This window comes from Ancylobacter mangrovi, from assembly GCF_024752355.1.
GTDB lineage: Bacteria > Pseudomonadota > Alphaproteobacteria > Rhizobiales > Xanthobacteraceae > Ancylobacter > Ancylobacter mangrovi.
Genome location: NZ_JANTHZ010000012.1, coordinates 22748 through 48569, shown reverse-complemented (window position 1 = coordinate 48569; position 25822 = coordinate 22748). Strand labels below are relative to the sequence as shown.

The 25822-nt window shown below is 69.9% G+C and carries 16 protein-coding genes; 7 read left to right on the top strand and 9 right to left on the bottom strand.

Translation table 11 applies throughout. The annotated features are described in order from the left end of the window. Positions 1-59: 59 nt before the first annotated feature. Positions 60-890: an MOSC domain-containing protein gene (locus NVS89_RS19845; protein ID WP_258734501.1), complete on the top strand. Its 831-nt coding sequence runs from the start codon at positions 60-62 to the stop codon at positions 888-890. A gap of 281 nt (positions 891-1171) precedes the next feature. On the opposite strand, the gene NVS89_RS19840 is transcribed toward NVS89_RS19845, so the two are convergent. From NVS89_RS19840 to NVS89_RS19820, 5 genes are all read right to left on the bottom strand, one after another. Then, positions 1172-2374 carry a DUF4167 domain-containing protein gene (locus NVS89_RS19840; RefSeq protein WP_258734500.1) on the bottom strand — a complete coding sequence of 401 codons (1203 nt, stop codon included), beginning with the start codon at positions 2372-2374 and terminating at the stop codon, positions 1172-1174. A 424-nt stretch (positions 2375-2798) separates the two neighbouring features. Next, complete coding sequence (gene prmC / locus NVS89_RS19835) at positions 2799-3650, bottom strand: peptide chain release factor N(5)-glutamine methyltransferase (RefSeq protein ID WP_258734499.1); 852 nt, start codon at positions 3648-3650, stop codon at positions 2799-2801. A 10-nt stretch (positions 3651-3660) separates the two neighbouring features. Next, on the bottom strand, positions 3661-4758 hold the full coding sequence (prfA, locus tag NVS89_RS19830) for a peptide chain release factor 1 (protein WP_258734498.1): 1098 nt from the start codon (positions 4756-4758) through the stop codon (positions 3661-3663). Between the two features lie 15 nt (positions 4759-4773). Further along, positions 4774-7041 (bottom strand): phosphoenolpyruvate--protein phosphotransferase, encoded by a 2268-nt coding sequence (gene ptsP / locus NVS89_RS19825; RefSeq protein ID WP_258734497.1) that lies wholly within the window; start codon positions 7039-7041, stop codon positions 4774-4776. Between the two features lie 146 nt (positions 7042-7187). Further along, positions 7188-8438 carry an aspartate kinase gene (locus NVS89_RS19820; protein ID WP_258734496.1) on the bottom strand — a complete coding sequence of 417 codons (1251 nt, stop codon included), beginning with the start codon at positions 8436-8438 and terminating at the stop codon, positions 7188-7190. Between the two features lie 183 nt (positions 8439-8621). Here NVS89_RS19820 and ubiG point away from each other — a divergent pair, with 183 nt between their 5' ends. Next, positions 8622-9377, top strand: coding sequence for a bifunctional 2-polyprenyl-6-hydroxyphenol methylase/3-demethylubiquinol 3-O-methyltransferase UbiG (ubiG, locus tag NVS89_RS19815; protein ID WP_258734495.1), 756 nt, complete (start codon positions 8622-8624; stop codon positions 9375-9377). 210 nt (positions 9378-9587) lie between these two features. Beyond that, positions 9588-12206, top strand: coding sequence for an ATP-dependent chaperone ClpB (gene clpB / locus NVS89_RS19810; protein WP_258734494.1), 2619 nt, complete (start codon positions 9588-9590; stop codon positions 12204-12206). Between the two features lie 131 nt (positions 12207-12337). Here clpB and galU read toward each other — a convergent pair whose 3' ends face one another. Further along, a complete protein-coding gene (galU, locus tag NVS89_RS19805) occupies positions 12338-13228 on the bottom strand; it encodes a UTP--glucose-1-phosphate uridylyltransferase GalU (RefSeq protein WP_258734493.1) in 891 nt (296 codons plus the stop codon). A gap of 349 nt (positions 13229-13577) precedes the next feature. Between galU and NVS89_RS19800 the strand changes: the two genes are divergently transcribed. After that, the gene (locus NVS89_RS19800) at positions 13578-14918 is read left to right on the top strand and encodes a lytic murein transglycosylase (protein ID WP_258734492.1); all 1341 of its coding nucleotides are present in this window, start codon (positions 13578-13580) and stop codon (positions 14916-14918) included. Positions 14919-15040: 122 nt separating this feature from the next. Next, on the top strand, positions 15041-16405 hold the full coding sequence (locus NVS89_RS19795) for an SGNH/GDSL hydrolase family protein (protein WP_258734491.1): 1365 nt from the start codon (positions 15041-15043) through the stop codon (positions 16403-16405). Positions 16406-16430: 25 nt separating this feature from the next. On the opposite strand, the gene NVS89_RS19790 is transcribed toward NVS89_RS19795, so the two are convergent. Next, positions 16431-17327: an arylamine N-acetyltransferase family protein gene (locus tag NVS89_RS19790; RefSeq protein ID WP_258734490.1), complete on the bottom strand. Its 897-nt coding sequence runs from the start codon at positions 17325-17327 to the stop codon at positions 16431-16433. A 204-nt stretch (positions 17328-17531) separates the two neighbouring features. On the opposite strand from NVS89_RS19790, the gene NVS89_RS19785 reads away from it, so the two are divergent. Then, positions 17532-18002 (top strand): hypothetical protein, encoded by a 471-nt coding sequence (locus NVS89_RS19785; RefSeq protein WP_258734489.1) that lies wholly within the window; start codon positions 17532-17534, stop codon positions 18000-18002. Further along, positions 17999-19357, top strand: coding sequence for a GAF domain-containing protein (locus tag NVS89_RS19780; RefSeq protein WP_258734488.1), 1359 nt, complete (start codon positions 17999-18001; stop codon positions 19355-19357). Before NVS89_RS19785 ends, NVS89_RS19780 begins: the two co-directional genes overlap by 4 nt. Positions 19358-19402: 45 nt before the next feature. Here NVS89_RS19780 and NVS89_RS19775 read toward each other — a convergent pair whose 3' ends face one another. Both NVS89_RS19775 and gltB read right to left on the bottom strand, forming a co-directional pair. Then, positions 19403-20827, bottom strand: a complete 1425-nt coding sequence (locus NVS89_RS19775; RefSeq protein ID WP_258734487.1) for a glutamate synthase subunit beta — start codon at positions 20825-20827, stop codon at positions 19403-19405. Positions 20828-21079: 252 nt separating this feature from the next. Continuing rightward, positions 21080-25810 (bottom strand): glutamate synthase large subunit, encoded by a 4731-nt coding sequence (gltB, locus tag NVS89_RS19770; RefSeq protein WP_258734486.1) that lies wholly within the window; start codon positions 25808-25810, stop codon positions 21080-21082. Between the last annotated feature and the right edge of the window lie 12 nt (positions 25811-25822).

Sequence of the window (25822 nt, the reverse complement as noted above, 5' to 3'; positions counted from 1 at the left end):
CGCGTCTGCGCCATCCTGCGCCGCTGACGGGCGATGGCCGAATCTATATGGTGAACCCGATGAACGATTCGACCCCGGAGACCGAGAATCCCGCCCCCGCCGAGACGCCGGCGGGTCCGGTCGCGTTCGCGACCATCGCCTCGCTCTACCGCTACCCGGTGAAGGGGCTGACGCCCGAGCGGCTGGAGGTGGTGGAGCTGGAGGCGGGGCGCTACTTCCCCGGCGACCGGCTCTACGCGATCGAGAACGGGCCGTCCGGCTTCGTGCCGGAGGCGCCTGCGTTCCAGCCCAAGATCAAGTTCCTGATGCTGATGCGGAACGAGCGCCTCGCCGCGCTCGATGCGCGCTTCGAGGACGCCACGCACGAGCTCGTCATCCGCCACGAGGGCGCGGAGGTGGCGCGCGGCAAGCTCGACACCGAGGCCGGGCGCGCGGCGATCGAGGCGTTCTTCCAGCGCTATTCGCGTTACGAGCTGCGCGGCGCGCCGAAGGTGCTGCCCGCGCCCGACAATTTCCGCTTCGTCGACACGACGGAGGGCTATGTCTCGCTGATCAACCTGGCGAGCTGCCGGGCGCTGGGCGAGATCGTCGGGGCGCCGGTCGATCCGCTGCGCTTCCGCGGCAATCTCTATCTCGAGGGCCTCGAGCCGTGGGAGGAGTTCGACCTCGTCGGCCACACGATCGAGGTCGGCAACCATGTGCGGCTGAAGGTGACGCAGCGCATCTTTCGCTGCGCCGCCACCAATGTGGACCCCGCCACCGCTCGGCGCGACATGGACCTGCCGGGCACGCTGATGCGCAGCTTCGGCCACACCGATTGCGGCATCTTCGCCGAGATCGAGCAGGGCGGCCTGCTCGCCCAGGGCGACGAGGTGCGGCTGCGGCTGTAAGGCGCGGCCCGGGGAGCGGCGCGACGCTCCCGACATGAGGAAGTCCGGCCGAGCTGAACATATCTCTCCGAGAGCAAAAGAACCGGCTGGACCGGGCCTTAGCTCCCTGAAAACAGAAGGCCGGCCGAGACCGCCCAAGCCCTACTCGAATGCAAAAAGGCCCGGCTGAGCCGGGCCCATATCTCCCAAAACAAAAGGCCCGGCTGAGCCGGGCCTTTGTCGTTTCACGCGATGGAGGCGGGCAGGCGCGGGACGGCGTGCGTGCCGCGCCTGTGATCCACTCACTCGCCGGCTTCTGCCGGCTCGTTGGCGTTCGTGGCCTCGCCCGCTTCGCCATCGGCGCGGCGGTAGCGGCGGCGACGGGTGCGCGGGGCGCGGGCCGCTTCCTCGCCTTCCTCGGCCGGGGCTTCCGGCGCGGGAGCGGGAGCGGCGGCGGCCGCGGTCTTGCGGGTCCGGCGCGGCGCGGGTGCCGGGGCTGCCTCGGCGGCAGGTTCGGCGCGGGCCTCGGCCTTGGCCGGCTCGGGAGCCTCGCTGCGGGGCGCCGCCTCGGTCCGGGCGGCCGGCTGGCCGTCGTCCGACGCGTGCGGGCCGGCGCCGTTCGCGGCACCCGTGCTCTGGGTGATGAAGGCGGGAAGCCCGATCTCGGATTCGACCTCCGGGCCGAGTCGCGGCTGCGGCTGCTGGCCGGGATCGCGATAGGGCTCGCCATTGTTCTCGCGCGGCTCGCGATAGGGGCGGTTGTCGCGGTTCCAGCGGCCTCCGCGCTGCTCGCCCGCCGCGCGCTCCTCGCGGCCACCTTCGTCGCGGCCACGATCGTCACGACCGCGCTCGTCACGACCGCGATCCTCGCGCCCGTCCCGGCGGTCCTGATTGCGCTCGTGTCCGCCGCGCTCGCGATTGTCGCGCCGGTCGCGGAAGAAGTCGCGCTGGTTCTCGCGCTGATTGCCTTCGCGCTGGTGCTGCGGCTCGCGGGACTGGAAGGCGGGCTGGACGTCGCCGCCGCCGGCTTCCTCGTTCTCGTCGAACTCGTCATCCTCGTCCGAGCGCTGGAAGGACTGCGCCGTAACGCCGAACTGCGCCTGGACCGCCGCGATGATGCGATAATAGTGCTCGGCGTGCTGCAGGTAGTTCTCAGCCGCCACCGGGTCTCCGGAAGCCTGAGCGTCGCGCGCGAGCTGCTGGTACTTCTCGACGATGGTCTGGGCGGTACCGCGCACCTTCACATCGGGGCCGTTCGACTCATAGACGCGCGTAAGCGGATTCTGGCTGCGCCGGTTGTTGTTGCGGCCCCGCATACGCTTCTGCTGATTGTTATTTCGCATCGAGCTAGTCTCTGGTGCCGGTACGGCGCCTGCCGGATCATTCCGGGTCGGCGCAGGTACGGGCGTGTCAATCGCCGTAAAAGCCGTCGTCCTCGTCTCCTCCGGAAAAAGCCCGGAACGGGCTACCATCGAAGATGCCGGAACGGCGGAATCGTCGTCCATATGTCGTCGCAGACCGGGTCAGGCCGGGCCGGTGGCCGCGGCAAGTCCCGCTGGTCGCGACGACCATCGGACCTCGTGCCATGGGAACGCATCCTTGAGGATGCTCCGCCACCGCCTTGCGATGGCGTTCGATTCCGGTCGACGATCATCCGACCGAGAATTCGGCCGACGCTTCCTGCGCGCCGGGCCGACCCCATGCTTCATCGTGCAACCAAGGCCGCACCGACAAACCTGTGAAGCATTCACCCGTAAAGACACCAACCGCGCTGCCCCAGCGCTGCTGTCAGACGTGACCTGATCACTCAAGAGAGCGACCGCCGATCGAACATATCTGCCAGGTGATGTCTCGGGTCGATTCCTGTCGAGGACACTAATCGGTTCGATACGGCCTTCCAAGCCCTTTTTTGCCGCACCGCCCATAAACTCAGCGGGCCAGGGTCACGAGTGCGCGTGCGATCCCGGCGAGATCGCGCCGGGCGGGGCCGTCAGCGGGCAGACCCCGCGCAGCAAGGAGTTCGGCCACCGCCGCCTCCTGTCCAATCCCGAGTTCGAGTATCGCGCGCCCGCCGGGCACGAGCAGGCCGGGCAGGGCATCGGCGATGGCGCGGTAGGCATCTAGCCCCTCCGGTCCGCCATCGAGAGCGAGATGGGGATCGTGCGCGCGGACCGCAATATCGAGCCCGCCGATTTCCGCACCTGCGATATAGGGCGGGTTGGAGACCACGAGGTCGAACCGGGCGCCGAGCGCCCCGGCCCAGCGCCCGACCAGCACCGCCGCGCGCGGGGCGAAGCCGAGCCGGGCGAGGTTCTCCCGCGCCTGCCGCGCCGCACCCTCCGACAGGTCGACGCCGACGCCGGTCGCGTTCGGGTATTCGGCGAGCAGCGCGGCGAGAATCGCCCCCGAGCCGGTGCCGAGATCGAGCAGGCGCAGCGGCACGGCCCGGTCCGGGAAGACGTCGAGCGCGGCCTCGATGAGGGTCTCGGTCTCCGGGCGCGGCACCAGCGTTTCGGGGGAGAGGGCGAAATCGAGGCTCCAGAATTCGCGCGTGCCCGTCAGCCGCGCCAGCGGCTCGCCCGCCGCCCGGCGGTCTGTCCATGAGCGCAGCTTCTCGGCATCCGGGCCGGCGACGGGAGCGTCGGCGCGGGCGATGAGATCGAGATCGGACAGGCCGAGGGCGGCGCGCATCAGGTGGCGGGCCTCGCGCCCGGGATTTTCGATGCCCGCCGCCTCGAGACGGCGCACCGTGTCGCCGAGCAGGTCGGCGCGGGAGTTCACCGCCGCGTCCTCACCGCTCGCCCCAGCCGGCCGATTCGGCCTCCGCCAGCAGCGCGGCCTGGTATTCGGTGGTCAGCGCGTCGACCAGTTCGCCCAGCCCGTCGCCGGCGAGGATGTCCGGCAGCTTGTGCAGGGTGAGGCCGATGCGGTGATCGGTCACGCGGCCCTGCGGGAAATTGTAGGTGCGGATGCGCTCGGAGCGGTCGCCCGAGCCGACCTGCACCTTGCGCTCGCTGGCGCGGGCGCTGTCGCGCTTCTCGCGCTCGGCCTCGTAGAGCTTGGCGCGCAGCAGCGCCATGGCCCGGGCCTTGTTCTTGTGCTGGGAACGCTCGTCCTGCACCGCCACCACCACGCCGGTGGGAAGGTGGGTGATGCGCACCGCGCTCTCGGTCTTGTTCACATGCTGGCCGCCGGCGCCGGAGGCGCGGAACACGTCGATGCGCAGATCCGCCTCGTTGATGTCGACGTCGACCTCCTCCACCTCCGGCAGCACCGCCACGGTGGCAGCGGAGGTGTGGATGCGCCCGGAAGCCTCGGTCTCGGGCACGCGCTGCACGCGGTGGACGCCGGATTCGAACTTCAGCTTCGCATAGGCGCCGCGTCCATGGAGGGCGGCGACGATCTCCTTGAAGCCGCCGGCCGCGCCTTCGGTGAGCGAGAGCACCTCAACCGACCAGCCATTGAGCGCGGCGAAGCGCTCATACATGCGGAACAGGTCGCCGGCGAACAGCGCCGCCTCGTCGCCGCCGGTGCCCGCGCGCACTTCGAGGATGACGCCGCGCTCGTCCATCGCGTCCTTGGGCAGCAGGGCGAGGCGCACCTCATAGGCCAGCGCCTCGACCTTCTCATCGAGCTCGGCGGCCTCCTCCTCGGCGAGGTCGGCCATCTCGCGGTCGGTCGAGGCGTCCTCGGCGAGGGCGCGCGCGTCGCGAAGCTCGCGCTGGGCGGCGCGCAGCGCCTTCACGCTGGCGACGAGCGGGGCGAGGTCGGCGAACTCGCGCGACAGCCGCACGAAGCTGTCGGCGTCCGGCGTACCGGAGAGGGCATGCTCGATCTCGGCATGGCGCGCGAGAAGCTGGTCGAGCCGGGCGTCGGGCAGTTCAGTCACGGCAATCACCGATGGTCACAGCGGCAGGCCGTTCTTCTCGGCGAACGACTTGAGCAGGGGCCGCAGCGTGGCGGGCTCCGCCGCGCTGTCGAGCAGCGGCGCGACGAGCGCCGAGACGGCGGCCAGATCGAGCTGCAGCAGCATCGCCTTCACCGGGCCGTAGGCGGCCGGCGAGAGCGAGAGCTTGCGATAGCCGATGGCGACCAGCGCCAGCGCCTCCAGCGGGCGCGAGGCGAGCTCGCCGCACAGCGTCACCTGCTTGCCGAAGGCGTTCGCCTTGTCGGCGATCAGCTTCAGCGCGCGCATGGAGGGCGGCGCCAGCGGGTCGAAGCGGTCGGCGACGCGGGCATTGCCGCGATCGGCCGCGTAGAGGAACTGCACGAGGTCGTTGGAGCCGACCGAGGCGAAGTCCACCCGCGCGAAGAGCTGGTCGAGCTGGAACAGCAGCGCCGGCACTTCCAGCATCACGCCGATCAGCACCCGCTCGGGCAGGCCGTGGCCGTGGCGGCGCAGATGGGTGAGCTCGCGCTCGACGATGTGGCGTGCCTTGTCGAATTCCTCGACCGCCGAGACCATGGGGAAGATGAGTCGCAGCTCGCGCCCGGTGGCGGCGCGCAGCAGCGCGCGGATCTGGCTGCGCAGCAGGCCGGGCCGGTCGAGGCCGAGGCGGATGGCGCGCCAGCCGAGGGCCGGGTTCTCCTCCTCGATGGCGCGCATATAGGGCAGCACCTTGTCGCCGCCGATGTCGAGCGTGCGGAACACGACCGGCCGGTCCTCCGCCGCGTCGAGCACCGCGCGGTAGAGCTTGAGCTGCTCGTTGGTGCGCGGGAAGGCGGAGGCGATCATGAACTGGAGCTCGGTGCGGAACAGGCCGATGCCCGCCGCGCCGGTCTCCTCGATATGCGGCAGGTCGACCAGCAGGCCGGCGTTCAGGTGCAGTTCTATCGGCACGCCGTCGCGGGTGACGCAGGGCACGTCGCGCAGCGCGGCATACTGTTCCAGCCGCTTGGCGCGGAAGCGCACCTTCTCGACATAGGCTTCCTCGACGTCGGAGGGCGGGCGCACATGCGCCTCGCCGGAGACGCCGTCGACGATGATCGCGTCGCCCGCGTCGACGAGACCGACGATGTTCTCCACATGGCCGACCGCGGCGATGCCGAGCGCGCGGGCGACGATTGTGAGGTGGCTCGTCGCCGCGCCTTCCTCCAGCACCATGCCGCGGATGCGGGTGCGGTCATAGTCGAGCAGCGCCGCCGGGCTCATGTTGCGGGCGACGATAATGGCGTTCTCGGGCAGCGACATGTGCTCCGGCCCGGAACTGCGCCCGGCGAGCTGGCGCAGCAGGCGGTTCGCCAGGTCGTCGAGGTCGTGCATGCGCTCGCGCAGATACGGGTCGGTCATGCGCAGCATGCGCGCGCGGGTGTCGGACTGCACGCGCTCGACCGCGCCCTCGGCGGTGAGGCCGGTCATCACCGCCTCGCGCATGCGCGCGATCCAGCCGCGGTCATGAGCGAACATGCGGTAGGCCTCGAGGATCTCGCGATGCTCGCCCACCCGGGCGACGCCCTCGTCCTCCAGCATGTTGTCGATGGAGGAGCGCAGCGTCTCGATCGCGTCGTCGAGGCGGTTCAGTTCGCCCGGAAGGTCGTCGGCGATGACCTTGGTCACCTCGATTCGCGGCTCGTGCAGCACCACGTGGCCGAGGCCGATGCCTTCCGACAACGCGAGGCCCGACAGGTGCAGCGGGCGGCGGGCGGCCGGCTCGGCGCCCGGCGGGGCCAGCGCGGTGAGCTCGCCCGAGGCGATGATCTCGGCGAGCACCATCGCGGTGGTCTGCAGCGCCTCGATCTCCTCCTCGGTATAGGTGCGGCGGGCGCGGTTCTGCACTACCAGAACGCCGAGCGTGTTGCCCGCGCGCAGGATCGGCACGCCGAGGAAGGAGTGGTAGATCTCCTCGCCCGTTTCCGGACGGTAGGAATAGGCGGGGTGGGCCTGCGCGTTCGACAGGCTGATCGGCTCCGCCTCGCGCGCCACGGTGCCGACGAGGCCCTCGTCGATGCGCATGACGGTGAGATGGACCGCGGTGCGGTTCAGGCCTTCGGTGGCGTAGAGCTCGAGCGTGCCGTCGACGCGCAGCACGTAGACCGAGCACACCTCGGCTACCATGTTCGCCGCGATCAAAACCACGATCTTGTCGAGGCGGTCCTGCGCGCTGACCGGCTCCGCCATGACCTCGCGGAGACGCCTCAATAGCACGCGCGGGCCGCCGAGCGCGCCACGCATGGGCCGTCCTCGGTTTCCGGGAGCCGCTCCCCGGATCGGTGTCGTCAAGGCGCGGGATCGAGCAGGCTCGCTGCCGCGCCGGCTTGCCCGAGCCTCCCGCCCGGGTCTTTCGCCCGAGCCTCCTGCTCAGGCCTCGTGCCTGAAGCTCAGGCGTCGAGCCCGTATACCGAATGGAGCGTTCGAACGGCAAGCTCGGTATAGGCCGCGTCGATCAGGACCGAAATCTTGATTTCCGAGGTCGAGATGGCGCGGATGTTGATTCCGCGCTCCGACAGGGCCTTGAACGCCCGCGCCGCGACGCCCGCATGGCTGCGCATGCCGATGCCGATGATGGAGATCTTCACCACGTCGGTCGCACCCTCGACGCTGCCGTAGCCGATCTCCTCGCGCACGCCGGCCAGCGCGGCCTTGGCGCGCTCGAAATCGGTCGAGGGCACGGTGAAGGTGATGTCGGTGAAGCCCTCGGCCGAGATGTTCTGCACGATCATGTCGACGTTGATGTTGGCATCGGCGAGCGGCACGAACACGTTCGCGGCGATGCCGGGCTTGTCGGGCACGTGCCGGATGCTGACCTGTGCCTCGTCCCGCGCGAAGGCGATGCCGGTGACGACTTCACTCTCCACGATTTCCTCCTCGTCGCAGATCAGGGTGCCGGGCGGATCGCCGGCGGTCTTCAGTTCCGGCGCGTCCGGATCGGTGAAGCTGGAGCGCACGAAGGTGCGCACCTTGTGGACCATGGCCATCTCGACCGAGCGCACCTGCAGCACCTTGGCGCCGAGGGAGGCCATCTCCAGCATCTCCTCGAAGGCGATCTTGTCCAGCCGCCGGGCCTTCGGGACGATGCGCGGGTCGGTGGTGTAGACGCCGTCGACGTCGGTGTAGATGTCGCAACGGTCGGCCTTGATGCCGGCGGCGACCGCCACCGCGCTGGTGTCCGAGCCGCCGCGCCCCAGCGTGGCGATGCGCCCGGTGGCCTCGTGGATGCCCTGGAAGCCGGCGATGACGGCGACCTCGCCGCGGGCGAAGCCCTTGACGATCTCGTCGCCATTGACCGACAGGATCCGCGCCGAGCCATGGGCCTCGTCGGTGGCGATGGGAAGCTGCCAGCCCTGCCAGGAACGGGCCGGGACGCCCATCTCCTGCAGCGCGATCGCCAGCAGGCCGGACGTCACCTGCTCGCCGGAGGCGACGATGGCGTCGTATTCGCGCGAATCGTACAGGCTCGAGGTCTCGCGGCACCAGGCGACGAGCTCGTTGGTCTTGCCGGCCATGGCGGAGACGACCACCGCCACCTGGTTGCCGGCCTCGATCTCCCGTTTGACGTGCCGCGCGACGTTGCGAATGCGCTCGATGTTGGCGACCGAGGTGCCGCCGAACTTCATCACCAGACGTGCCATTGCGGGAAACCGTAACCGTATTCTATGGACGGCCGGGCAAGACAGGTGGGCTCCCGGCCAAAAAGGCGCGTATACATATCGACGTCGCGTCCGGCCCGCAACGGTGCCGCGCGCGCTTGGAACGCTTATCGAAAGAGGACCGGCGGACGGCCCGCTCGAAGGCCCGGGACCAGGAACAGGACCATGCAGAACAGCGCCGCCCACACATCGACCGTCGATCCGGCCGAGGTCGAACGCTTCGCCGCGCTGGCGGCGGAGTGGTGGAATCCGCGCGGCAAGATGCGGGTGCTGCACAAGTTCAACCCAGTGCGGCTGGCCTATCTGCGCGAGATGCTGGTGGCCCATTTCGGCCGCGACCCGAAGGCGATCCGGCCGCTGGACGGGCTGCGGCTGATCGATATCGGCTGCGGCGGCGGCCTGTTGAGCGAGCCGCTGGCCCGCATGGGGGCCGATGTGGTCGGCATCGATCCGGCCGAGCGCAACACCCGCATCGCCGCCCTGCACGCGCAGGAGAGCGGCGTGCCGGTGGACTACCGCGCCACCACCGCCGAGGAGATGGCGGAAGCGGGCGAGCGCTTCGACGTCGTGCTGTGCATGGAGGTGGTGGAGCACGTGGCCGATGTCGGCCTGTTCATCGCCAGCGCCGCCTCGATGGTGAAGCCGGGCGGGCTGATGGTGGCGGCGACGCTCAACCGGACCAAGCGCTCCTTCGCGCTGGCCATCGTCGGAGCGGAATACGTGCTCGGCTGGCTGCCGCGCGGCACGCATGACTGGAACAGGTTCGTGACCCCCGAGGAGCTCAAGGCGGCGCTGGAGGCGGGCGGGCTGAGCGTGACGGACCGCACCGGCGTCGTGTTCAACCCGCTGGCCGACACCTGGCGCCTGTCGGGCGACCTGTCGGTGAACTACATGATGGCGGGCGCGCGGGCGGCCGACTGAGGTCCCCTCCGGAGCCGGCGCGGAGGGCGGCGAAAAATCCTGCGCTTGACCTGCCTCAACGCCCCTTCCGTTGCCGATGGGCAACACTACATGAGCAGGGACGGATCGCCGCAACGGGGTCCGTTGCGGCGGCCGGGATACGGGCGCCGTCGTCCCGAATGACCGTCCGCGCCTCGCAGAGGGCGGATGTGGGGCCAGGAGGCACAGAACATGAATTTCGACACCTACACCGAGCGCTCGCGTGGATTCGTGCAGTCGGCGCAGTCGCTTGCGCTGCGTGAAGGCCACCAGCAGTTCACGCCCGAGCACCTGCTGAAGGTGCTGCTCGACGACCCGGAGGGCCTGTGCGCCGGGCTGATCAGCCGCTCGGGCGGCGATCCGCGCATGGTGCTGGCCGATACCGAGGCCGCCCTCGCCAAGCTGCCCAAGGTGGGCGGCTCGGGGGCCGGGCAGGTCTATCTCGCGCCGGCGCTGGCGCGCGTGTTCGACGCCGCCGAGCAGGCGGCCAAGAAGGCGGGCGACGGCTATGTCACCGTCGAGCGGCTGCTGCTTGCGCTGGCGCTGGAGAAGGACAGCGAGGCGGGCAAGATCCTCGCCAAGGCCGGTGCCACCCCGCAGAAGATCAACACCGCCATCGAGGCGCTGCGCAAGGGCCGCACGGCCGACAGCGCGACCGCCGAGAACGCCTATGACGCGCTGAAGAAATATGCCCGCGACCTCACCGAGGCGGCCCGCGAGGGCAAGCTCGACCCGGTGATCGGCCGCGACGAGGAGATCCGCCGCACCATCCAGGTGCTCTCGCGCCGGACCAAGAACAACCCGGTGCTGATCGGCGAGCCGGGCGTCGGCAAGACCGCGATCGTCGAGGGTCTGGCGCTGCGCATCGTCGACGGCGACGTGCCCGAGAGCCTGCGCGACAAGAGCCTGCTGGCGCTCGACATGGGCGCGCTGATCGCGGGCGCGAAGTATCGCGGCGAGTTCGAGGAGCGGCTGAAGAGCGTACTCTCCGAGGTGCAGGCGGCCGAAGGTGGCATCATCCTGTTCATCGACGAGATGCACACCCTGGTCGGCGCCGGCAAGACCGACGGCGCGATGGACGCCTCGAACCTGCTCAAGCCCGCTCTGGCGCGCGGCGAGCTGCACTGCGTCGGCGCGACCACGCTCGACGAGTACCGCAAGCATGTGGAGAAGGACGCCGCGCTGGCGCGCCGCTTCCAGCCCGTCTTCGTCAACGAGCCGTCGGTGGAGGACACCGTCTCCATCCTGCGCGGCATCAAGGAGAAGTACGAGCTGCACCACGGCGTGCGCATCACCGACTCGGCGCTGGTGGCGGCGGCGACGCTGTCCAACCGCTACATCACCGACCGCTTCCTGCCCGACAAGGCGATCGACCTCGTGGACGAGGCGGCCTCGCGCCTGCGCATGCAGGTCGATTCCAAGCCCGAGGAGCTGGATTCGATCGACCGCGAGATCGTGCGCCTGCGCATCGAGCAGGAGGCGCTGAAGAAGGAGCACGACGCGGGCTCGAAGGACCGGCTGAGGAAGCTCGAGAAGGAGCTCGCCGATCTCGAGGAGCAGTCGGCCGCGCTCACCTCGCGCTGGAAGGCGGAGAAGGAGAAGCTCGGCGACGCCCAGAAGATCAAGAGCGATCTCGAGAAGGCGCGCGCCGACCTCGCCATCGCCCAGCGCAGCGGCGAGTACCAGAAGGCGGGCGAGCTCGCCTACGGCACCATCCCCGCGCTGGAGAAGAAGCTCGCCGCGCTGGAGACGCAGGAACTCGCCGCCGAGGTGAAGGCCGGCTCGATGGTCGAGGAGGCGGTGACGCCCGATCACATCGCCGGCGTCGTCTCGCGCTGGACCGGCGTGCCGGTCGACAAGATGCTGGAAGGCGAGAAGGAGAAGCTGCTGCGCATGGAGGAGGTGCTCGCCACGCGCGTCATCGGCCAGAAGGAGGCGGTGGAGGCCGTCTCCACCGCGGTGCGCCGCGCGCGGGCGGGCCTGCAGGACCCCAACCGTCCGATCGGCTCGTTCATCTTCCTCGGCCCCACCGGCGTCGGCAAGACCGAGCTGACCAAGGCGCTCGCGGCCTTCCTGTTCGACGACGACACCGCGATGGTGCGGCTCGACATGTCGGAATACATGGAGAAGCACTCCGTGGCCCGGCTGATCGGCGCGCCTCCCGGCTATGTCGGCTATGAGGAGGGCGGCGCGCTCACCGAGGCGGTGCGGCGTAGGCCCTATCAGGTCGTGCTGTTCGACGAGATCGAGAAGGCGCATCCGGACGTGTTCAACGTCCTTCTGCAGGTGCTCGACGACGGGCGCCTGACGGACGGGCAGGGCCGCACGGTCGACTTCCGCAACACGCTGATCATCATGACCTCGAACCTCGGGGCCGAGTTCCTGGTGAACCAGCCGGAAGGCCAGGACACCGACGCGGTGCGCGAGGAGGTGATGACGGTGGTGCGCTCGCACTTCCGGCCGGAGTTCCTCAACCGCGTGGACGAGATCGTGCTGTTCCACCGCCTCCGCCGCGAGCAGATGGGCGCGATCGTCGACATCCAGGTCAAGCGGCTCGACAAGCTGCTGGAGGAGCGCAAGATCGCGCTCGACATCACCCCGGAGGCGCGGGACTTCCTGGCCGAGAAGGGCTACGACCCGGCCTATGGCGCGCGCCCGCTGAAGAGGGTGATGCAGAAGCTGCTGCAGGACCCGCTGGCCGGCCGCATCCTCGCCGGCACGGTGAAGGATGGCGACGTGGTGGTGGTCGAGCGCGGCAAGGACGAACTGCTGTTCGACACCCGGCCCGGCGTGGTCGAGGAAGCGGCCTGACCGGCTGCACGGAGACCGTGCGAGAAAATGAAAGGGCGCCTTGCGGGGCGCCCTTTTTCGTTCGGCATGACCTTCGGTATCACCGCTTGGCCCGGGCGCTCCGCGACAGGGCAGGGCCGGCGCGGCGCGTCTCAGTTCTGCGCCAGAAGCGCGTCGAGCTCGGGGCGGAAGGAGCCGGAGATTTCCGGGTTGTCCAGCGCATAGGCGACGTTGGCCATCAGGAAGCCGAGCTTCGAGCCGCAGTCATAGATCGAGCCGTCGAAGGTGACGCTGTAGAAATCCTGCTTCTGGGCCAGCTTGAGCATGGAATCGGTGAGCTGGATCTCGTTGCCGGCGCCGCGCTCCTGGCTGGCCAGCAGGTCGAAGATCTCCGGCTGCAGGATGTAGCGGCCGGAGATGGCGAGGTTGGACGGCGCGACGTCCTTCTTCGGCTTCTCGACCATGCCGGCGACCTTGTGCACGCCCTCCGCCATCTCGTTGCCGAGGGCGACGATGCCGTACTGCTCGGTCTGCTCGGGCGGGACCTCGTAGACGGCGATGTGGTTGCCGCCCCCGGTCTTGGCATAGGCATCGACCATCTGCGCGAGGCAGCCGGTGCCGTTGCGCGGCTTGTGCAGCATGTCGGGCAGCAGCAGGGCGAAGGGCTCGTTGCCGATCAGGTCGCGCGCGCACCACACGGCGTGGCCGAGGCCGAGCGGAAGCTGCTGGCGGGTGAAGCTGGTCGCTCCCGGGCCCATGGTCTCGCGCTTCAGCATGTCGAGCATCTGCGTCTTGCCGCGGTCCTTCAGCGTCTCCTCCAGCTCGTACTGGCGGTCGAAATGGTCTTCGATGACGCCCTTGTTACGGCCGGTGACGAAGACGATGTGCTCGATGCCGGCGGCGCGGGCCTCGTCGACGACATGCTGGACGACGGGGCGATCGACCACCGTCAGCATTTCTTTCGGGACCGCCTTCGTTGCGGGCAGGAACCGGGTGCCGAGGCCGGCTACCGGCAGGATCGCTTTGCGGATTTGACTGGCCATATGAACGTGTTGCCGCTTTCGATTGCACAATGGATAGGTGAGTGGCGCCGAAGGTCTAGCGCCCCAAGCTTAGCGTCTTCCTTACGGAGAGAACACAGTCACTAACGCGTTTGCGGCGATTAGGTGCCGCAGTGCGGCGTGGCCCGCCCGCGCCACGACAGGCGCGGACCGGCGCGTGCGGAACGCATATTCCCCATGGGAAATTTGATCGCGTTAAGCCGACTGAAACCATGATGCCTCCCTAATCAGACCTCGGCCTCGCGTTAGGGTATGCGTTATGAGTTTTCGCCCGCTTCACGGCCGGCGCCCGGCCGGCGGTTCTGCTGCCGGTCCGATGCTGGCCGGTTCAATGCTCCTCTGTCTGGGTCTCGCCGGCTGTGCGTCGCCCGACGACATTACCGGTTCGCTGACGGATTCCTCGCCGATGGCGGTGCGCACCGCGGCCGCCTCGCCGGCGCCGCGCCCCGTGCCGCCGCCGGCCTCGCACGCGTCGTCCTCCCAGGCTTCCGCGCCCGCCGCGACGCATCCGGCGATGACGCCGGCCGCGCTCGCGCGCGACGAGCGCAATTTCAGCGCCTGCATCGCCGCGCTGGAGCCCCGGGCGCGGGCGAAGGGCGTGTCGGCGGCGGGCTTCCGCCGCTACACGGCCGGGCTGAAGCCCGACATGGACATCATGAAGAAGCTGGAGACCCAGCCGGAATTCTCCCGCACCGCCGGCGACTATGTCGACATGCTTGTGTCCGAGACCCGCATCCGCAAGGGCCGCGAGGCGATGGCCGCGCACGCCCAGGTGTTCGACGCGGTGGGTCGCACCTATGGCGTCGACCCCTATGTGGTGGCGGCGATCTGGGGCATCGAGACCAATTACGGCGGCGCGCGCGGCTCCTATCCGGTGATCGAGGCGACGGGCACGCTCGCCTGCGTCGGCCGCCGCAAGGCCTATTTCCGCGACGAGTTCATCGCCGCGCTGCGCATCGTCGACCGAGGCGACATTCCCGAGAGCCACCTGAAGGGCTCGTGGGCCGGCGCCTTCGGCCTGACCCAGTTCATGCCGACCGCGTTCCAGCGCGACGCGGTGGATTTCGACGGCGACGGGCACCGCAACGTGGTCGATTCCGTCGCCGACGCCATGGGCTCCACCGCGCACAAGCTGAAGCGCGGCGGCTGGCGCCCGGGCATGAGCTGGGGCTACGAGGTCGTGCTGCCGCGCAGCTTCGACTACATGCTGGCCGACAAGCACCGGCGCAAGACCATGCGCGAATGGTGGGCGCTCGGCGTGCGGCGGCCGGAGGGCCGGCCGATGCCGAATGCGAGCGAGACCGCCTATCTGCTGCTGCCGGCGGGCGCCAAGGGCCCAGCCTTCCTGATGACCGACAATTTCAAGGCCATCCTCAGCTACAACCCCTCCGACTCCTACGCGCTGGCGATCGGCCATCTGGCGGACCGGATCCGCGGCGGCGACGGCTTCGTGCAGCCCTGGCCGGACGACATGCGCGCACTCTCGCGCACCGAGCGCACGGAGCTTCAGCAGCGCCTCGCCTCGCGCGGCTATGATGTCGGCCCGGCCGATGGCGTGCTCGGCTCCAGCACGCGCAGCGCGGTGCGCGAGTATCAGGTGCGGGTGGGCATGCTGCCCGACGGCATGGCCACCGGTGAGGTGCTCGACAGCCTGCGCTCGGGCGGAACCTGAGCGCGGTCCACGGCCGGCGCGCCGGCCGTGGGACTTGAAACGGCCGCGATAATGGTCCACCGCTTCAGCCCGGAACGGGCATCGGAAGGCGCACCATGGCGAGACGGCCGGACAGGCGAGGGATGAGGCTGGGCGTGTGGGCGCTGGCTCTGGCCGGTGCGCTGCTGGCCGGCCCTGCCTTCGATGGCCCGGTGCCCGCCCGTGCGCAGAGCGACTGGTTCCGCCCGCCGGGCAATGTCGGCAACCAGCCGGTGCGCCAGCAGCAGCGCCAGCCCGCGCGCCAGCGCCAGCAGCTTCCCCCGCCGCCGCGCCAGAAGAAGGTCTGGTCGCCGTTCCAGCCGCTGATCGACCTGTTCAGCCCCTCGACCCCGCGCACCGCCGCGCCGAGCCAGCCGCGCTACGTGCCCTCGGCCCCGGCGCAGCAGCGTGCCGCCCCGGCGATCGAGCAGCCTTCCGAGCCGCGCGGCCAAGTCTACGCCTCTGCCGACGAGGCGCGGAAGGATTCCGACACGTTTTCGCAGTTCGTGCTGGTCATGGGCGACGAATACGCCGACCCGCTGGCGCAGGGCCTCGCCGACGCCTTCGCCTCCGATCGCGAGACGGTGGCGGTGGTCGGCAAGACCGAGAAGGGCTCCGGCCTCGGGCCGCAGAGCGGCTTCGACTGGGCGGGCTCGGCGCGCCAGATCGCCACCGCCTCGCAGGCCAATATCGTGGTCGTGTTCGCCGGCATGAATGACCTCAAGCCGATCGACGATCCCGCCGGGCGGGCCGAGGTGCTCGACGAGCGCTGGCAGAACATCTATGGCCGCCGGCTCGACGAGTTCCTGCTCGGCCTCAAGCTCTATGGCCGGCCGGTGGTGATGGTTGGCCTGCCGCCGGTCGAGGACGGGCCGCTCAACGAGCGCGTCACCAAGCTCAACGCCCTCATCAAGGAGCATGTCGAGCGCGCCGGCCTGATCTATGCCGACGTGACGGACGGCTTCGTCGACGAGGACGGCAAGTTCATGATGTCGGGCCCCGATGTCGACGGCCAGCGCCGGCGCCTGCGCGATTCCGACGGCGTGGGCTTCACCCGCGCGGGTGGACGCAAGCTCGCCTTCTTCGTCGACAAGGAGCTCGACCATCTGCTGGTCGATCCCGCCGATCCGGCCGCCGCCGCGCTCAGCGCCGCCGCGGCGCGACCCTCCATCATCCTGCTCACCGGCGGCACCTCGGCGGGCGCGCGTGTGCTGGCCGGCGCGCCGGGTACGACGCCGGCCGCGACCCCCGCCGCGGACGAGGGCGAGCCGGAGCCGGCACGGGTGCTCGTCAGCGGTGCGGCGCTGCCTTCGGTGACCGGCCGCACCGACGATTTCCGCTGGCCGGCGGGTTCTCCGACGCAGCCGGCCGCCGCCGCGCCCTCGGCGGCCGGGACGACCACGGCGGCGCCTTCCATGGGGGCTCCCGCCAGCCCGGCTCCCGCCCCGGCGCCAGCCGCGACGCCCTGAGCGATTTTCCGCGCGCCGGAAAGCGTCAGGCGGCCAGCCAGTCGCGCTCGGTTTCGACCACGCGGGCCCAGACGGCCTCGGGCTCGGGCACCTCGATCTGGAACACCTCGCGCATCAGCCGGGCGAATTCGCGCGCATCGGCGATCGGGCGCTCCTCCACGCCGGCATCGGTCACGATGCGCCGCGTGTGGTTGAAGATGCCCTCGGTGCGGCCAGGCGCGTGGCGCTGCACCACCAGATTGCGCAGGAAGGGCGAGCCGGCGTCGCGGATCAGCATCTCATGGGCGGCGGCGAGCGCCGCCTCGTCGCAATGGCCGGGCCGGAAGTCGAAGCTCGGCGCCGCGCCGTGGCGGTGGTTGTGGAAGCGCAGCCAGCCGCCGTCGGCCTCGGCGATGGCGAAGGCGCGGCCGTATTGTTCGACGGCGCCTAGCCGCATCGGGACCGGCGCGAGGATGGCGTCGCCCAGGCCAACCTCGGCGAGCCAGGGCTGGTCGAGGTCGACGCGCAGCGTGAGGTGATTGCCGACCGCCATGTCGCCCAACTCGGCGCGGCGCACCCCCGCGCACAGGCGCGTCACCTTGTAGCCGAGCGCGGCGAGCGCGGCGCCGAACAGGCCGTTCATCTCGTAGCACCAGCCCCCACGCGGGCCGTCCACCATCTTGGCGAAGGCCGCGTGCGGGTGGGGATCGACCGGCCAGCCCATGAAGGCGTCGATCGCCTCCCAGGTGAAGCTGGTGACATGGGCGTGGTGCAGCGCGACGAGCGTGGGAAGATCGGCCGCGCGTGGCCGGCCGAGACCGATGCGGGCCAGATAGGCGTCGAGCTCGCGCGGGGTGAGACGGAACGGCTCGGCCGGGATGTCGCGCGGGGCGAGGCTGTGATCGCCGGGCGCGAGGGTCTGCACGGGGCTGAAGGTGTCCATGGTGGTTCTCGAAAAGCGCGTCGCCATCCGCCCGCCCGGGTGAGGGCGGGGAGGGCTACGTCGTGTTGCGGATGGCGCGGGGATAGGGCGGGCGCGGGGTCGGCGCTTCCTAAATTCATGCTAATGGCCCGGGCACCTTTCCTAAGAGTGTCCTAATCTGGCGCGGCCGCGCGGGGAGCGGATCGCAGGGCGGAGGCGGGGGGCATGATCGACGAGCAGATCGCCGGCTTCATCGAGGGCGCCGTGATGACGATCCTCGCCTCGCGCGATGCGCGGATGCGGGCGGCGATCGGGCGCGCGGTCGGCACCCGGCGGGCCGGGCCGGCGCTGTTCGAGACGCTGGTCTCGCGGGTGCAGTGGCCGGAGCTGACCGGCGATCTGGTGCCGGGCGCGCCGCTCGCCCTCACCTTCGCGGGGCTGGAGGACTACCGCTGCTATCAGGTCAAGTCCGTGGTGCTGGAGGTGGGGACGGCGGACGAGGACGACCGGCGCCGCGCCGCGAGCTATGTTGCGGAGATGACGCGGCGCCTCGCCGCGGTCGGCGTTGCCGCGCGCCCGGCCGGGGCGTGGCTGTGCGAGCTCGACCTCCAGCGCGTGCGCTACCGCCCGCTGGCGCTCTATGCCCAGACGCCGGGCATCGATGCCGGCCGCCGGCTCGGCGAGCCCGTGCCATGACGGTGCGCCTCGCCGATCTTCGCGCCTGCTTCGAGGGCGTCATTCCCTCCATCGTCGCCACGGTGGACGGCGAGGGGATGCCGAACGTCTCCTATCTCTCGCAGGTCCATTTCGTCGACGACGCGCATGTGGCGCTGACGAACCAGTTCTTCTCCAAGACCGCGGCCAATATCGCGCTGCGCTGCGCGGCGACGCTGATGGTGGTCGACGGGCGCAGCGGCGACCAGTTCCTCATCGACATCGCACCGGTGCGGCGGGAGAACGCCGGCCCGCTGTTCGAGCGCATGTCGATCCAGCTCGCCGCGACCAGCGGGCATGGTGGCTGGGGCGAGGTGATGAAGCTGCGCTCGGCGGACATCTACCGCGTCGAGGCGATTCGCGCCGTGCCCTCTCCGGGCGTGGCGGCGGCGCCGACCGACCCGGCCGGCCGGGTGAAGCTGGAGGCGGTCGCGCTGCTGGCCGCCGCCATCGGCGCCGAGCCCGACGCCGGGGCGATGCTGGACCGGGCGCTGGAGGGGCTCGCCACCGATCTCGGCATCCGCCATTCCATGGTGCTGGTGCCGGCCGGGGAGGGGCGCCGGCTCGTCACCCTCGCCAGCCGGGGCTATCCGGCGCGCGGGGTCGGCTCGGAGGTGGCGCTCGGCGAGGGGGTGATCGGCCTCGTCGGCGAGTGGCGGGTGCCGGTGCGCATCAGCGACATGAGCCGGGGCCGGCGCTACGCGGCCGCCGCCGGGGCGGGGCCGGCGGGCTCGGAGCGGGAGATCGCGCTGCCGGGCCTCGCGGCTCCGCAGAGCCAGATCGCGGTGCCGCTGGTGGCCCAGGGGCGGTTGACGGGGGTGCTGTTCGCCGAATCGCCGGAACGCTTCGCCTTCTGCCACGAGCACGAGGCGGCGCTGAGCCTGATTGCCCTGCCGCTGGCGGCGGGGCTGCGGATGAACGCTCTGGGCGCGGGGGAGGCCACGGGTGCCGCGACGCCCGAGGCGGCGATGGCGGAAGCGCCGCAGCCGGTAGCGGCGACGCTCACCGGGGGCGTGCCGTTCCTTGTGCGCCACCACCGCTTCGACGACGCGGTGTTCATCGGCGGCGACTATCTCATACGCGGCGTCGCTGGGCGGCTCGTCATGCTGATGCTGCGCGACTATCTCGCCACCGGCCGGACCGAGTTCGCCAACCAGCAGATCCGCCGCGCGCCCGAGCTGCGCCTGCCGGACCTCAAGGACAATCTCGAGACGCGGCTGCTGCTGCTCCGGCGCCGGCTGGAGGAGAAGGACGCGCCGCTGCGCATCCATCCCGCCGGGCGCGGGCGGGTGCGGCTGGAGCTCGGGGGCACGCCGCTGGTCGAGAGCGTGCCCTGACGGCGCCGCCCCCGGCTTTACGGACTCTTCAGCCGGGCAGGGCCCTCAGCGCGGCAGGACCGACGTGCCCATGAGGTAGGTGTCGATCGACTGCGCCGCCTGGCGCCCCTCGCGGATCGCCCACACCACCAGCGACTGGCCGCGGCGCATGTCGCCGGCGGCGAACAGCTTCGGCACGGTGGTGGCGTAGTCGCCGTCGCCCGCCTGCACATTGCCGCGCCGGTCGAGCGAGAGGCCGGCATGCGAGAGCATGCCCTCGTGCAGCGGGTGCACGAAGCCGAGCGCGATGAAGACGAGGTCGGCGCGGATGCTGAACTCGGTGCCCTCGATCGGCAGGCGCTTCAGGTCGACGCGGGCGCACTTCACGCCGGTGACGCGGCCCTTCTTGCCCTCGATGCCGAGCGTGGCGGCGGCGAACTCGCGCTCGGCGCCCTCGGCCTGGGAGGAGGAGGTGCGGAACTTGGTCGGCCAGTAGGGCCACACCGCCAGCTTGTCCTCCTTCAGCGGCGGGACCGGGCGGATGTCGAGCTGGTGCACGGAGAGCGCGCCCTGGCGGAAGGCGGTGCCGACGCAGTCCGAGGCGGTGTCGCCGCCGCCGATGACCACCACATGCTTGCCGGCGGCGAGGATCGGCTGCTCGTTGCTGACGTCCTCGCGGCCGAGGCGGCGGTTCTGCTGCACGAGATAGGGCATGGCGTAGTGCACGCCTTCCAGCTCCTGGCCGGGAAGCTCGGGATTGCGCGGGGCTTCCGAGCCGCCGCACATCAACACCGCGTCGTGGTTCTCGAGCAGCTCGTCGAGCGGCACGGTCACGCCGACATTGGCGCCGTAGTGGAAGGTCACGCCCTCCGCTTCCATCTGCGCCACGCGCCGGTCGATGTAGTGCTTCTCCATCTTGAAGTCGGGAATGCCGTAGCGCAGCAGGCCGCCGGCCTTGGGCTCGCGCTCATAGACATGCACGTCGTGCCCGACGCGGGCGAGCTGCTGGGCGGCGGCAAGGCCCGCCGGGCCGGAGCCGACCACGGCGACCTTCTTGCCCGTCCGGTGGGCGGAGACCTCGGGCTTGATCCAGCCGGCCTTCCACGCCTTGTCGGCGATGGCCTGCTCGACGGTCTTGATGGTGACCGGCACGTCCTCGAGATTCAGCGTGCACGCCTCCTCGCAGGGCGCGGGGCAGATGCGGCCGGTGAATTCGGGGAAATTGTTGGTGGAGTGGAGGTTGCGCGTCGCCTCTTCCCAGTTCCCGTTATAGACGAGGTCGTTCCAGTCCGGGATCTGGTTGTGGATCGGGCAGCCGTTCGGCCCGTGGCAGAACGGAATGCCGCAATCCATGCAGCGCGAGGCCTGGTTGGCGACCTCGGCGTCCGGCAACGGCAGGGTGAACTCACGAAAGTGGCGAATGCGGTCTGACGCCGGCTGATACTTAGCCTCGCGGCGATCGATCTCGAGGAAACCCGTAACCTTACCCATTGCGCCCTCTTTCGCGGAGCACCACCACCTTGGAGGCATTCCACCTCCGGTGCCAGATACATCAATCATGCCAGTTGGGAAATGACGGCGCGGCACACAGCCGCGCCAAAATACAGCGTTTCCGCCATCCGCGTTCCGGAGCCGGAGGCGATCCCGTCAGCGGGACGCCTCCGTGCCGTTCCCGATGCCGTCCCGAAGGCCGGCCTGCCGGTGAACCCGGCGATGCGGCGGAAACCGGGCCGCAGGACGGGCCTATTCGGCCGCCTGCAGGCCCCGCATTTTCTCCATCTCGCGCAGCGCGCGCTGATACTCGACCGGCATCACCTTCACGAACATGCCGCGATACTCGGCCCAGTTGTCGAGGATCGTCTGGGCGCGCTTCGAGCCGGTGTAGTGCAGGTGCTTGGCGATGAGCTGGTGGAGACGCTCCTCGTCGTGATGACCCATGTCGGCCATGACGTCGATGCGGCCCTTGAACTCCAGATCGCCGCCATGGTGGTGGAGGCGCTCCAGCAGGTCCTCCTCCTCCTCGACCGGCTCCAGGTCGACCATGGAGAGGTTGCAGCGGTTCTTGAAGCTGTGGTCCTCGTCCAGCACATAGGCGACGCCGCCCGACATGCCGGCCGCGAAGTTGCGCCCGGTCTGGCCGATGACGACCACCACGCCGCCGGTCATGTACTCGCAGCCATGGTCGCCCGTGCCCTCGACCACCGCGATGGCGCCCGAGTTGCGCACGGCGAAGCGCTCGCCGGCGACGCCGTGGAAGTAGCACTCGCCCGAGGTGGCGCCGTAGAGCACGGTGTTGCCGACGATGATCGAGTTCTCCGGCACGATGCCGGCATTGTCCGCCGGGCGCACCACGATGCGCCCGCCCGACAGGCCCTTGCCGACATAGTCGTTAGCCTCGCCCACCAGCGTCATGGAGACGCCCGCCGCAAGGAAGGCGCCGAAGGCCTGGCCGGCGGTGCCGGACAGGTGGATGTCGATCGTGTCGTCCGGCAGCCCGGCCTCGCCGTGGCGCTTGGCCACCTCGCCGGAGAGCATCGCGCCGACCGAGCGGTTGATGCTCTTGATGCCGGTCTCGATCTTCACCGGGTCGCCATGCTCGAGCGCGGGCATCGCCTTCTCGATCAGCGTGCGGTCGAGCACATGGTGGATCGGGTGGTTCTGCCGCTCGGTGTGGTAGATCGCGACCTCCGGCCCGACCTCGGGCTTCGCGAAGATGCGGGTGAAGTCGAGCCCCTTGGCCTTCCAGTGCTCGATCGCCTCGCGCTGGTCGAGCCATTCGGAATGGCCGATCATCTCGTTGAAGCTGCGCACTCCCAGCGCCGCCATGAACTCGCGGACTTCCTCGGCGACGAAGAAGAAGTAGTTGATGACGTGCTCGGGCGTGCCCTTGAAGCGCTTGCGCAGCACCGGGTCCTGGGTGGCGACGCCGACCGGGCAGGTGTTGAGGTGGCACTTGCGCATCATGATGCAGCCGGCCGCGATCAGCGGCGCGGTGGAGAAGGCGAAGTCGTCCGCCCCCAGCATCGCCCCGATCACCACGTCGCGCCCGGTGCGCAGGCCGCCGTCCACCTGCAAGGCGATGCGCCCGCGCAGGTTGTTCATGGTCAGCGTCTGGTGCGCTTCGGCGAGGCCGATCTCCCAGGGGGAGCCGGCATGCTTGATCGCGGTGAGCGGGGAAGCGCCGGTGCCGCCCTCGAAGCCGGAGACGGTGATGTGGTCGGCGCGCGCCTTGGCGACGCCGGCCGCGACCGTGCCCACGCCCACTTCCGACACCAGCTTCACCGAGATGTCGGCCGCGGGGTTGACGTTCTTCAGGTCGTAGATGAGCTGCGCCAGGTCCTCGATCGAGTAGATGTCGTGGTGCGGGGGCGGGGAGATGAGGCCCACGCCCGGGGTCGAATGGCGTACCTTGGCGATCACCGCGTCGACCTTGTGGCCGGGCAGCTGGCCGCCTTCGCCGGGCTTGGCACCCTGCGCCATCTTGATCTGGATCATGTCGGCGTTGACGAGGTACTCCGCCGTGACGCCGAAGCGCCCGGAGGCCACCTGCTTGATCGCCGAGCGCATGCTGTCGCCGTTGGGCAGCGGCTTGAAGCGGGTCGATTCCTCGCCGCCCTCGCCGGTGTTGGACTTGCCGCCGATGCGGTTCATCGCGATGGCGAGGGTGGTATGCGCCTCGCGCGAGATGGAGCCGAACGACATGGCGCCGGTGACGAAGCGCTTCACGATCTCCGCCGCCGGCTCGACCTCCTCCAGCGGCACCGGCGCGTGGCCGATCTCCTCCGCGTTGCGGATGCGGAACAGCGAGCGGATGTTGAGCGTCTTGGCGCCGGCCTCGTTCACCAGCTTGGCGAAGTGGCGGTACTTGTCCTGTGCGTTGCCGCGCACCGCGTGCTGGAGCACGGCGACCGTCTCCGGGTCCCAGGCGTGCTCCTCGCCGCGCAGGCGGAAGGCGTAGTCGCCGCCGACGTCGAGCGAGCTGCGGTAGATCGGCGCGTCGCCGAAGGCCACGCGGTGGCGCATCGCGGTCTCTTCCGCGATCTCGGCGAAGCCGACGCCGCCGATGGAGGACGCCGTGCCCGAGAAGTACTTCTCGACCAGCTCGTCCGACAGGCCGACCGCGTCGAAGATCTGCGCGCCGCAATAGGACTGGTAGGTCGAGATGCCCATCTTGGACATGACCTTGAGCAGGCCCTTGTCGATCGACTTGATGTAGCGCTTGACGATCTCGTACTCGTCCACCTCCTCGGGAATGTCGACGCGCATGTCGATCATGGTCTCGAAGGCGAGGTAGGGGTTGATCGCCTCGGCGCCGTAGCCGGCGAGGCACGCGAAATGGTGCACCTCGCGCGCCTCGCCCGTCTCCACGACGAGGCCGACCGAGGTGCGCAGGCCCTTGCGGATCAGGTGATGGTGCACGGCCGCCGTGGCCAGCAGCGAGGGAATCGGGATGCGGTCCGGCCCGACCAGGCGGTCGGACAGGATGATGATGTTGTAGCCGCCATGGACCGCCGCCTCGGCGCGCTCGCACAGCCGCTCGACCGCGTCCTCCATGCCCGCCGCGCCCTTGTCGACGGTGTAGGTGATGTCGAGCGTGCGGGTGTCGAACCGCTCCTCCATGAAGCCGATCGAGCGGATCTTCTCGAGGTCGGCATTGGTGAGGATCGGCTGGCGCACCTCGAGCCGCTTGCGGCGCGAATTGCCCTCGAGGTCGAAGATGTTCGGGCGCGGGCCGATGAACGAGACGAGGCTCATCACCAGCTCCTCGCGGATCGGGTCGATCGGCGGGTTGGTGACCTGCGCGAAGTTCTGCTTGAAATAGGTGAAGAGCGACTTCGACTTCTTCGACAGCGGCGAGATCGGCGTGTCGGAGCCCATGGAGCCGACCGCTTCCTGCCCGGTGGTCGCCATCGGCGCCATCAGCAGCTTGAGGTCCTCCTGGGTGTAGCCGAAGGCCTGCTGGCGATCGAGCAGGGTCACGTCGGTGCGCACCTCGCGCGCCTCGACGGTGCGCAGGTCCTCCAGCACGAGCTGGGTGCGCTTCAGCCACTCCTTGTAGGGATGCGCGCGCGCGAGGCCGGTCTTCACCTCCTCGTCCGGCACGAGGCGGCCCTCGACCATGTCGACGAGCAGCATGCGGCCGGGCTGCAGGCGCCACTTGGTGACGATCTGGTCCTCGGGGAAGGTGAGCACGCCCATTTCGGAGGCGAGCACGATCCGGTCGTCCGTGGTCACCAGGTAGCGCGCGGGACGCAGGCCGTTGCGGTCCAGCGTGGCGACGATCTGGCGCCCGTCGGTGGCGACGATCGCGGCCGGCCCGTCCCACGGCTCCATCATGGCGGCGTGGTACTCGTAGAAGGCGCGGCGCTCCTCGTCCATCAGCGGGTTGCCGGCCCACGCCTCGGGCACGAGCATCATCGCCGCATGCGGCAGCTCGTAGCCGCCCTGCATCAGGAATTCGAGCGCGTTGTCGAAGCAGGCGGTGTCGGACTGGCCCTCATAGGAGATCGGCCAGAGCTTGGAGATGTCGTTGCCGAACAGCTCGGAATCGACGGAGGCCTGGCGGGCCGCCATCCAGTTCACATTGCCCCGCAGCGTGTTGATCTCGCCGTTATGGGCGACCATCCGGTAGGGATGGGCGAGCGACCAGGCCGGGAAGGTGTTGGTCGAGAAGCGCTGGTGGACGAGCGCCACCGCGCTTTCGAAATCCGGGTCGTGCAGGTCCGAATAATAGGCGCCGAGCTGGTCGGCGTTGAACATGCCCTTGTAGACGATGGTCCGGCAGGACAGCGAGACGACGTAATAGCCGGCGGTCAGCGGGTCGTGCGCGGCGTAGATCGCGTTGGAGACCACCTTGCGCAGGATGAACAGACGGCGCTCGAAGTCGTCCTCATTGGTGGTCGCCTCACCGCGGCCGATGAAGATCTGCAGGTGCCGGGGCTCGGTCGGCAGCACGGTGTGGCCGAGCGAGGTGTTGTCGGTCGGCACGTCGCGCCAGCCGAGCAGGACCTGCCCTTCCTCGGCCACCACGCGCTCCATGGTGGAGCGGATGATCTCCTGCCCCTCGGCATCGTGCGGCACGAACAGGTGGCCGACCGCGTAATGGCCGGGCTCGGGCAGCTCGAAGCCGAGCTTGGCCGCCTCCTTGGCGAAGAAGCGGTGCGGGATCTGCACAAGCATGCCCGCGCCGTCGCCCGCGCGCGGGTCCGCGCCCACGGCGCCGCGGTGCTCGAGATTCAAGAGGATCTGCAGCCCGTCCTGCACGATCTGGTGCGACTTGCGGCCCTTGATGTCGGCGATGAAGCCGACGCCGCACGAATCCTTCTCGTTGCGCGGATCGTACAGACCGCGCGCGGCCGGCAGGCCCGGATCGATGTGCGGAATGGCTTTGGCGTCGGCGCGATCCGTCGCGGCCGGACGAACCGTGGCCTCGCCGTTCATGCGCGCGGCAGCGCCGCCCATTTCCTCACTCATCCCCGTACTCCC

Bases quoted from the DNA above. Each gene is read 5' to 3' on its own strand.
- NVS89_RS19840 (WP_258734500.1), bottom strand. From the start codon at position 2,374: ATGGACGACGATTCCGCCGTTCCGGCATCTTCGATGGTAGCCCGTTCC.
- NVS89_RS19790 (WP_258734490.1), bottom strand. From the start codon at position 17,327: ATGGACACCTTCAGCCCCGTGCAGACCCTCGCGCCCGGCGATCACAGC.
- NVS89_RS19845 (WP_258734501.1), top strand. From the start codon at position 60: ATGAACGATTCGACCCCGGAGACCGAGAATCCCGCCCCCGCCGAGACG.
- NVS89_RS19820 (WP_258734496.1), bottom strand. From the start codon at position 8,438: ATGGCACGTCTGGTGATGAAGTTCGGCGGCACCTCGGTCGCCAACATC.
- ptsP (WP_258734497.1), bottom strand. From the start codon at position 7,041: ATGCGTGGCGCGCTCGGCGGCCCGCGCGTGCTATTGAGGCGTCTCCGC.
- NVS89_RS19795 (WP_258734491.1), top strand. From the start codon at position 15,041: ATGAGGCTGGGCGTGTGGGCGCTGGCTCTGGCCGGTGCGCTGCTGGCC.
- NVS89_RS19780 (WP_258734488.1), top strand. From the start codon at position 17,999: ATGACGGTGCGCCTCGCCGATCTTCGCGCCTGCTTCGAGGGCGTCATT.
- NVS89_RS19775 (WP_258734487.1), bottom strand. From the start codon at position 20,827: ATGGGTAAGGTTACGGGTTTCCTCGAGATCGATCGCCGCGAGGCTAAG.
- NVS89_RS19800 (WP_258734492.1), top strand. From the start codon at position 13,578: ATGCTCCTCTGTCTGGGTCTCGCCGGCTGTGCGTCGCCCGACGACATT.
- clpB (WP_258734494.1), top strand. From the start codon at position 9,588: ATGAATTTCGACACCTACACCGAGCGCTCGCGTGGATTCGTGCAGTCG.
- NVS89_RS19785 (WP_258734489.1), top strand. From the start codon at position 17,532: ATGATCGACGAGCAGATCGCCGGCTTCATCGAGGGCGCCGTGATGACG.
- galU (WP_258734493.1), bottom strand. From the start codon at position 13,228: ATGGCCAGTCAAATCCGCAAAGCGATCCTGCCGGTAGCCGGCCTCGGC.
- gltB (WP_258734486.1), bottom strand. From the start codon at position 25,810: ATGAGTGAGGAAATGGGCGGCGCTGCCGCGCGCATGAACGGCGAGGCC.
- ubiG (WP_258734495.1), top strand. From the start codon at position 8,622: ATGCAGAACAGCGCCGCCCACACATCGACCGTCGATCCGGCCGAGGTC.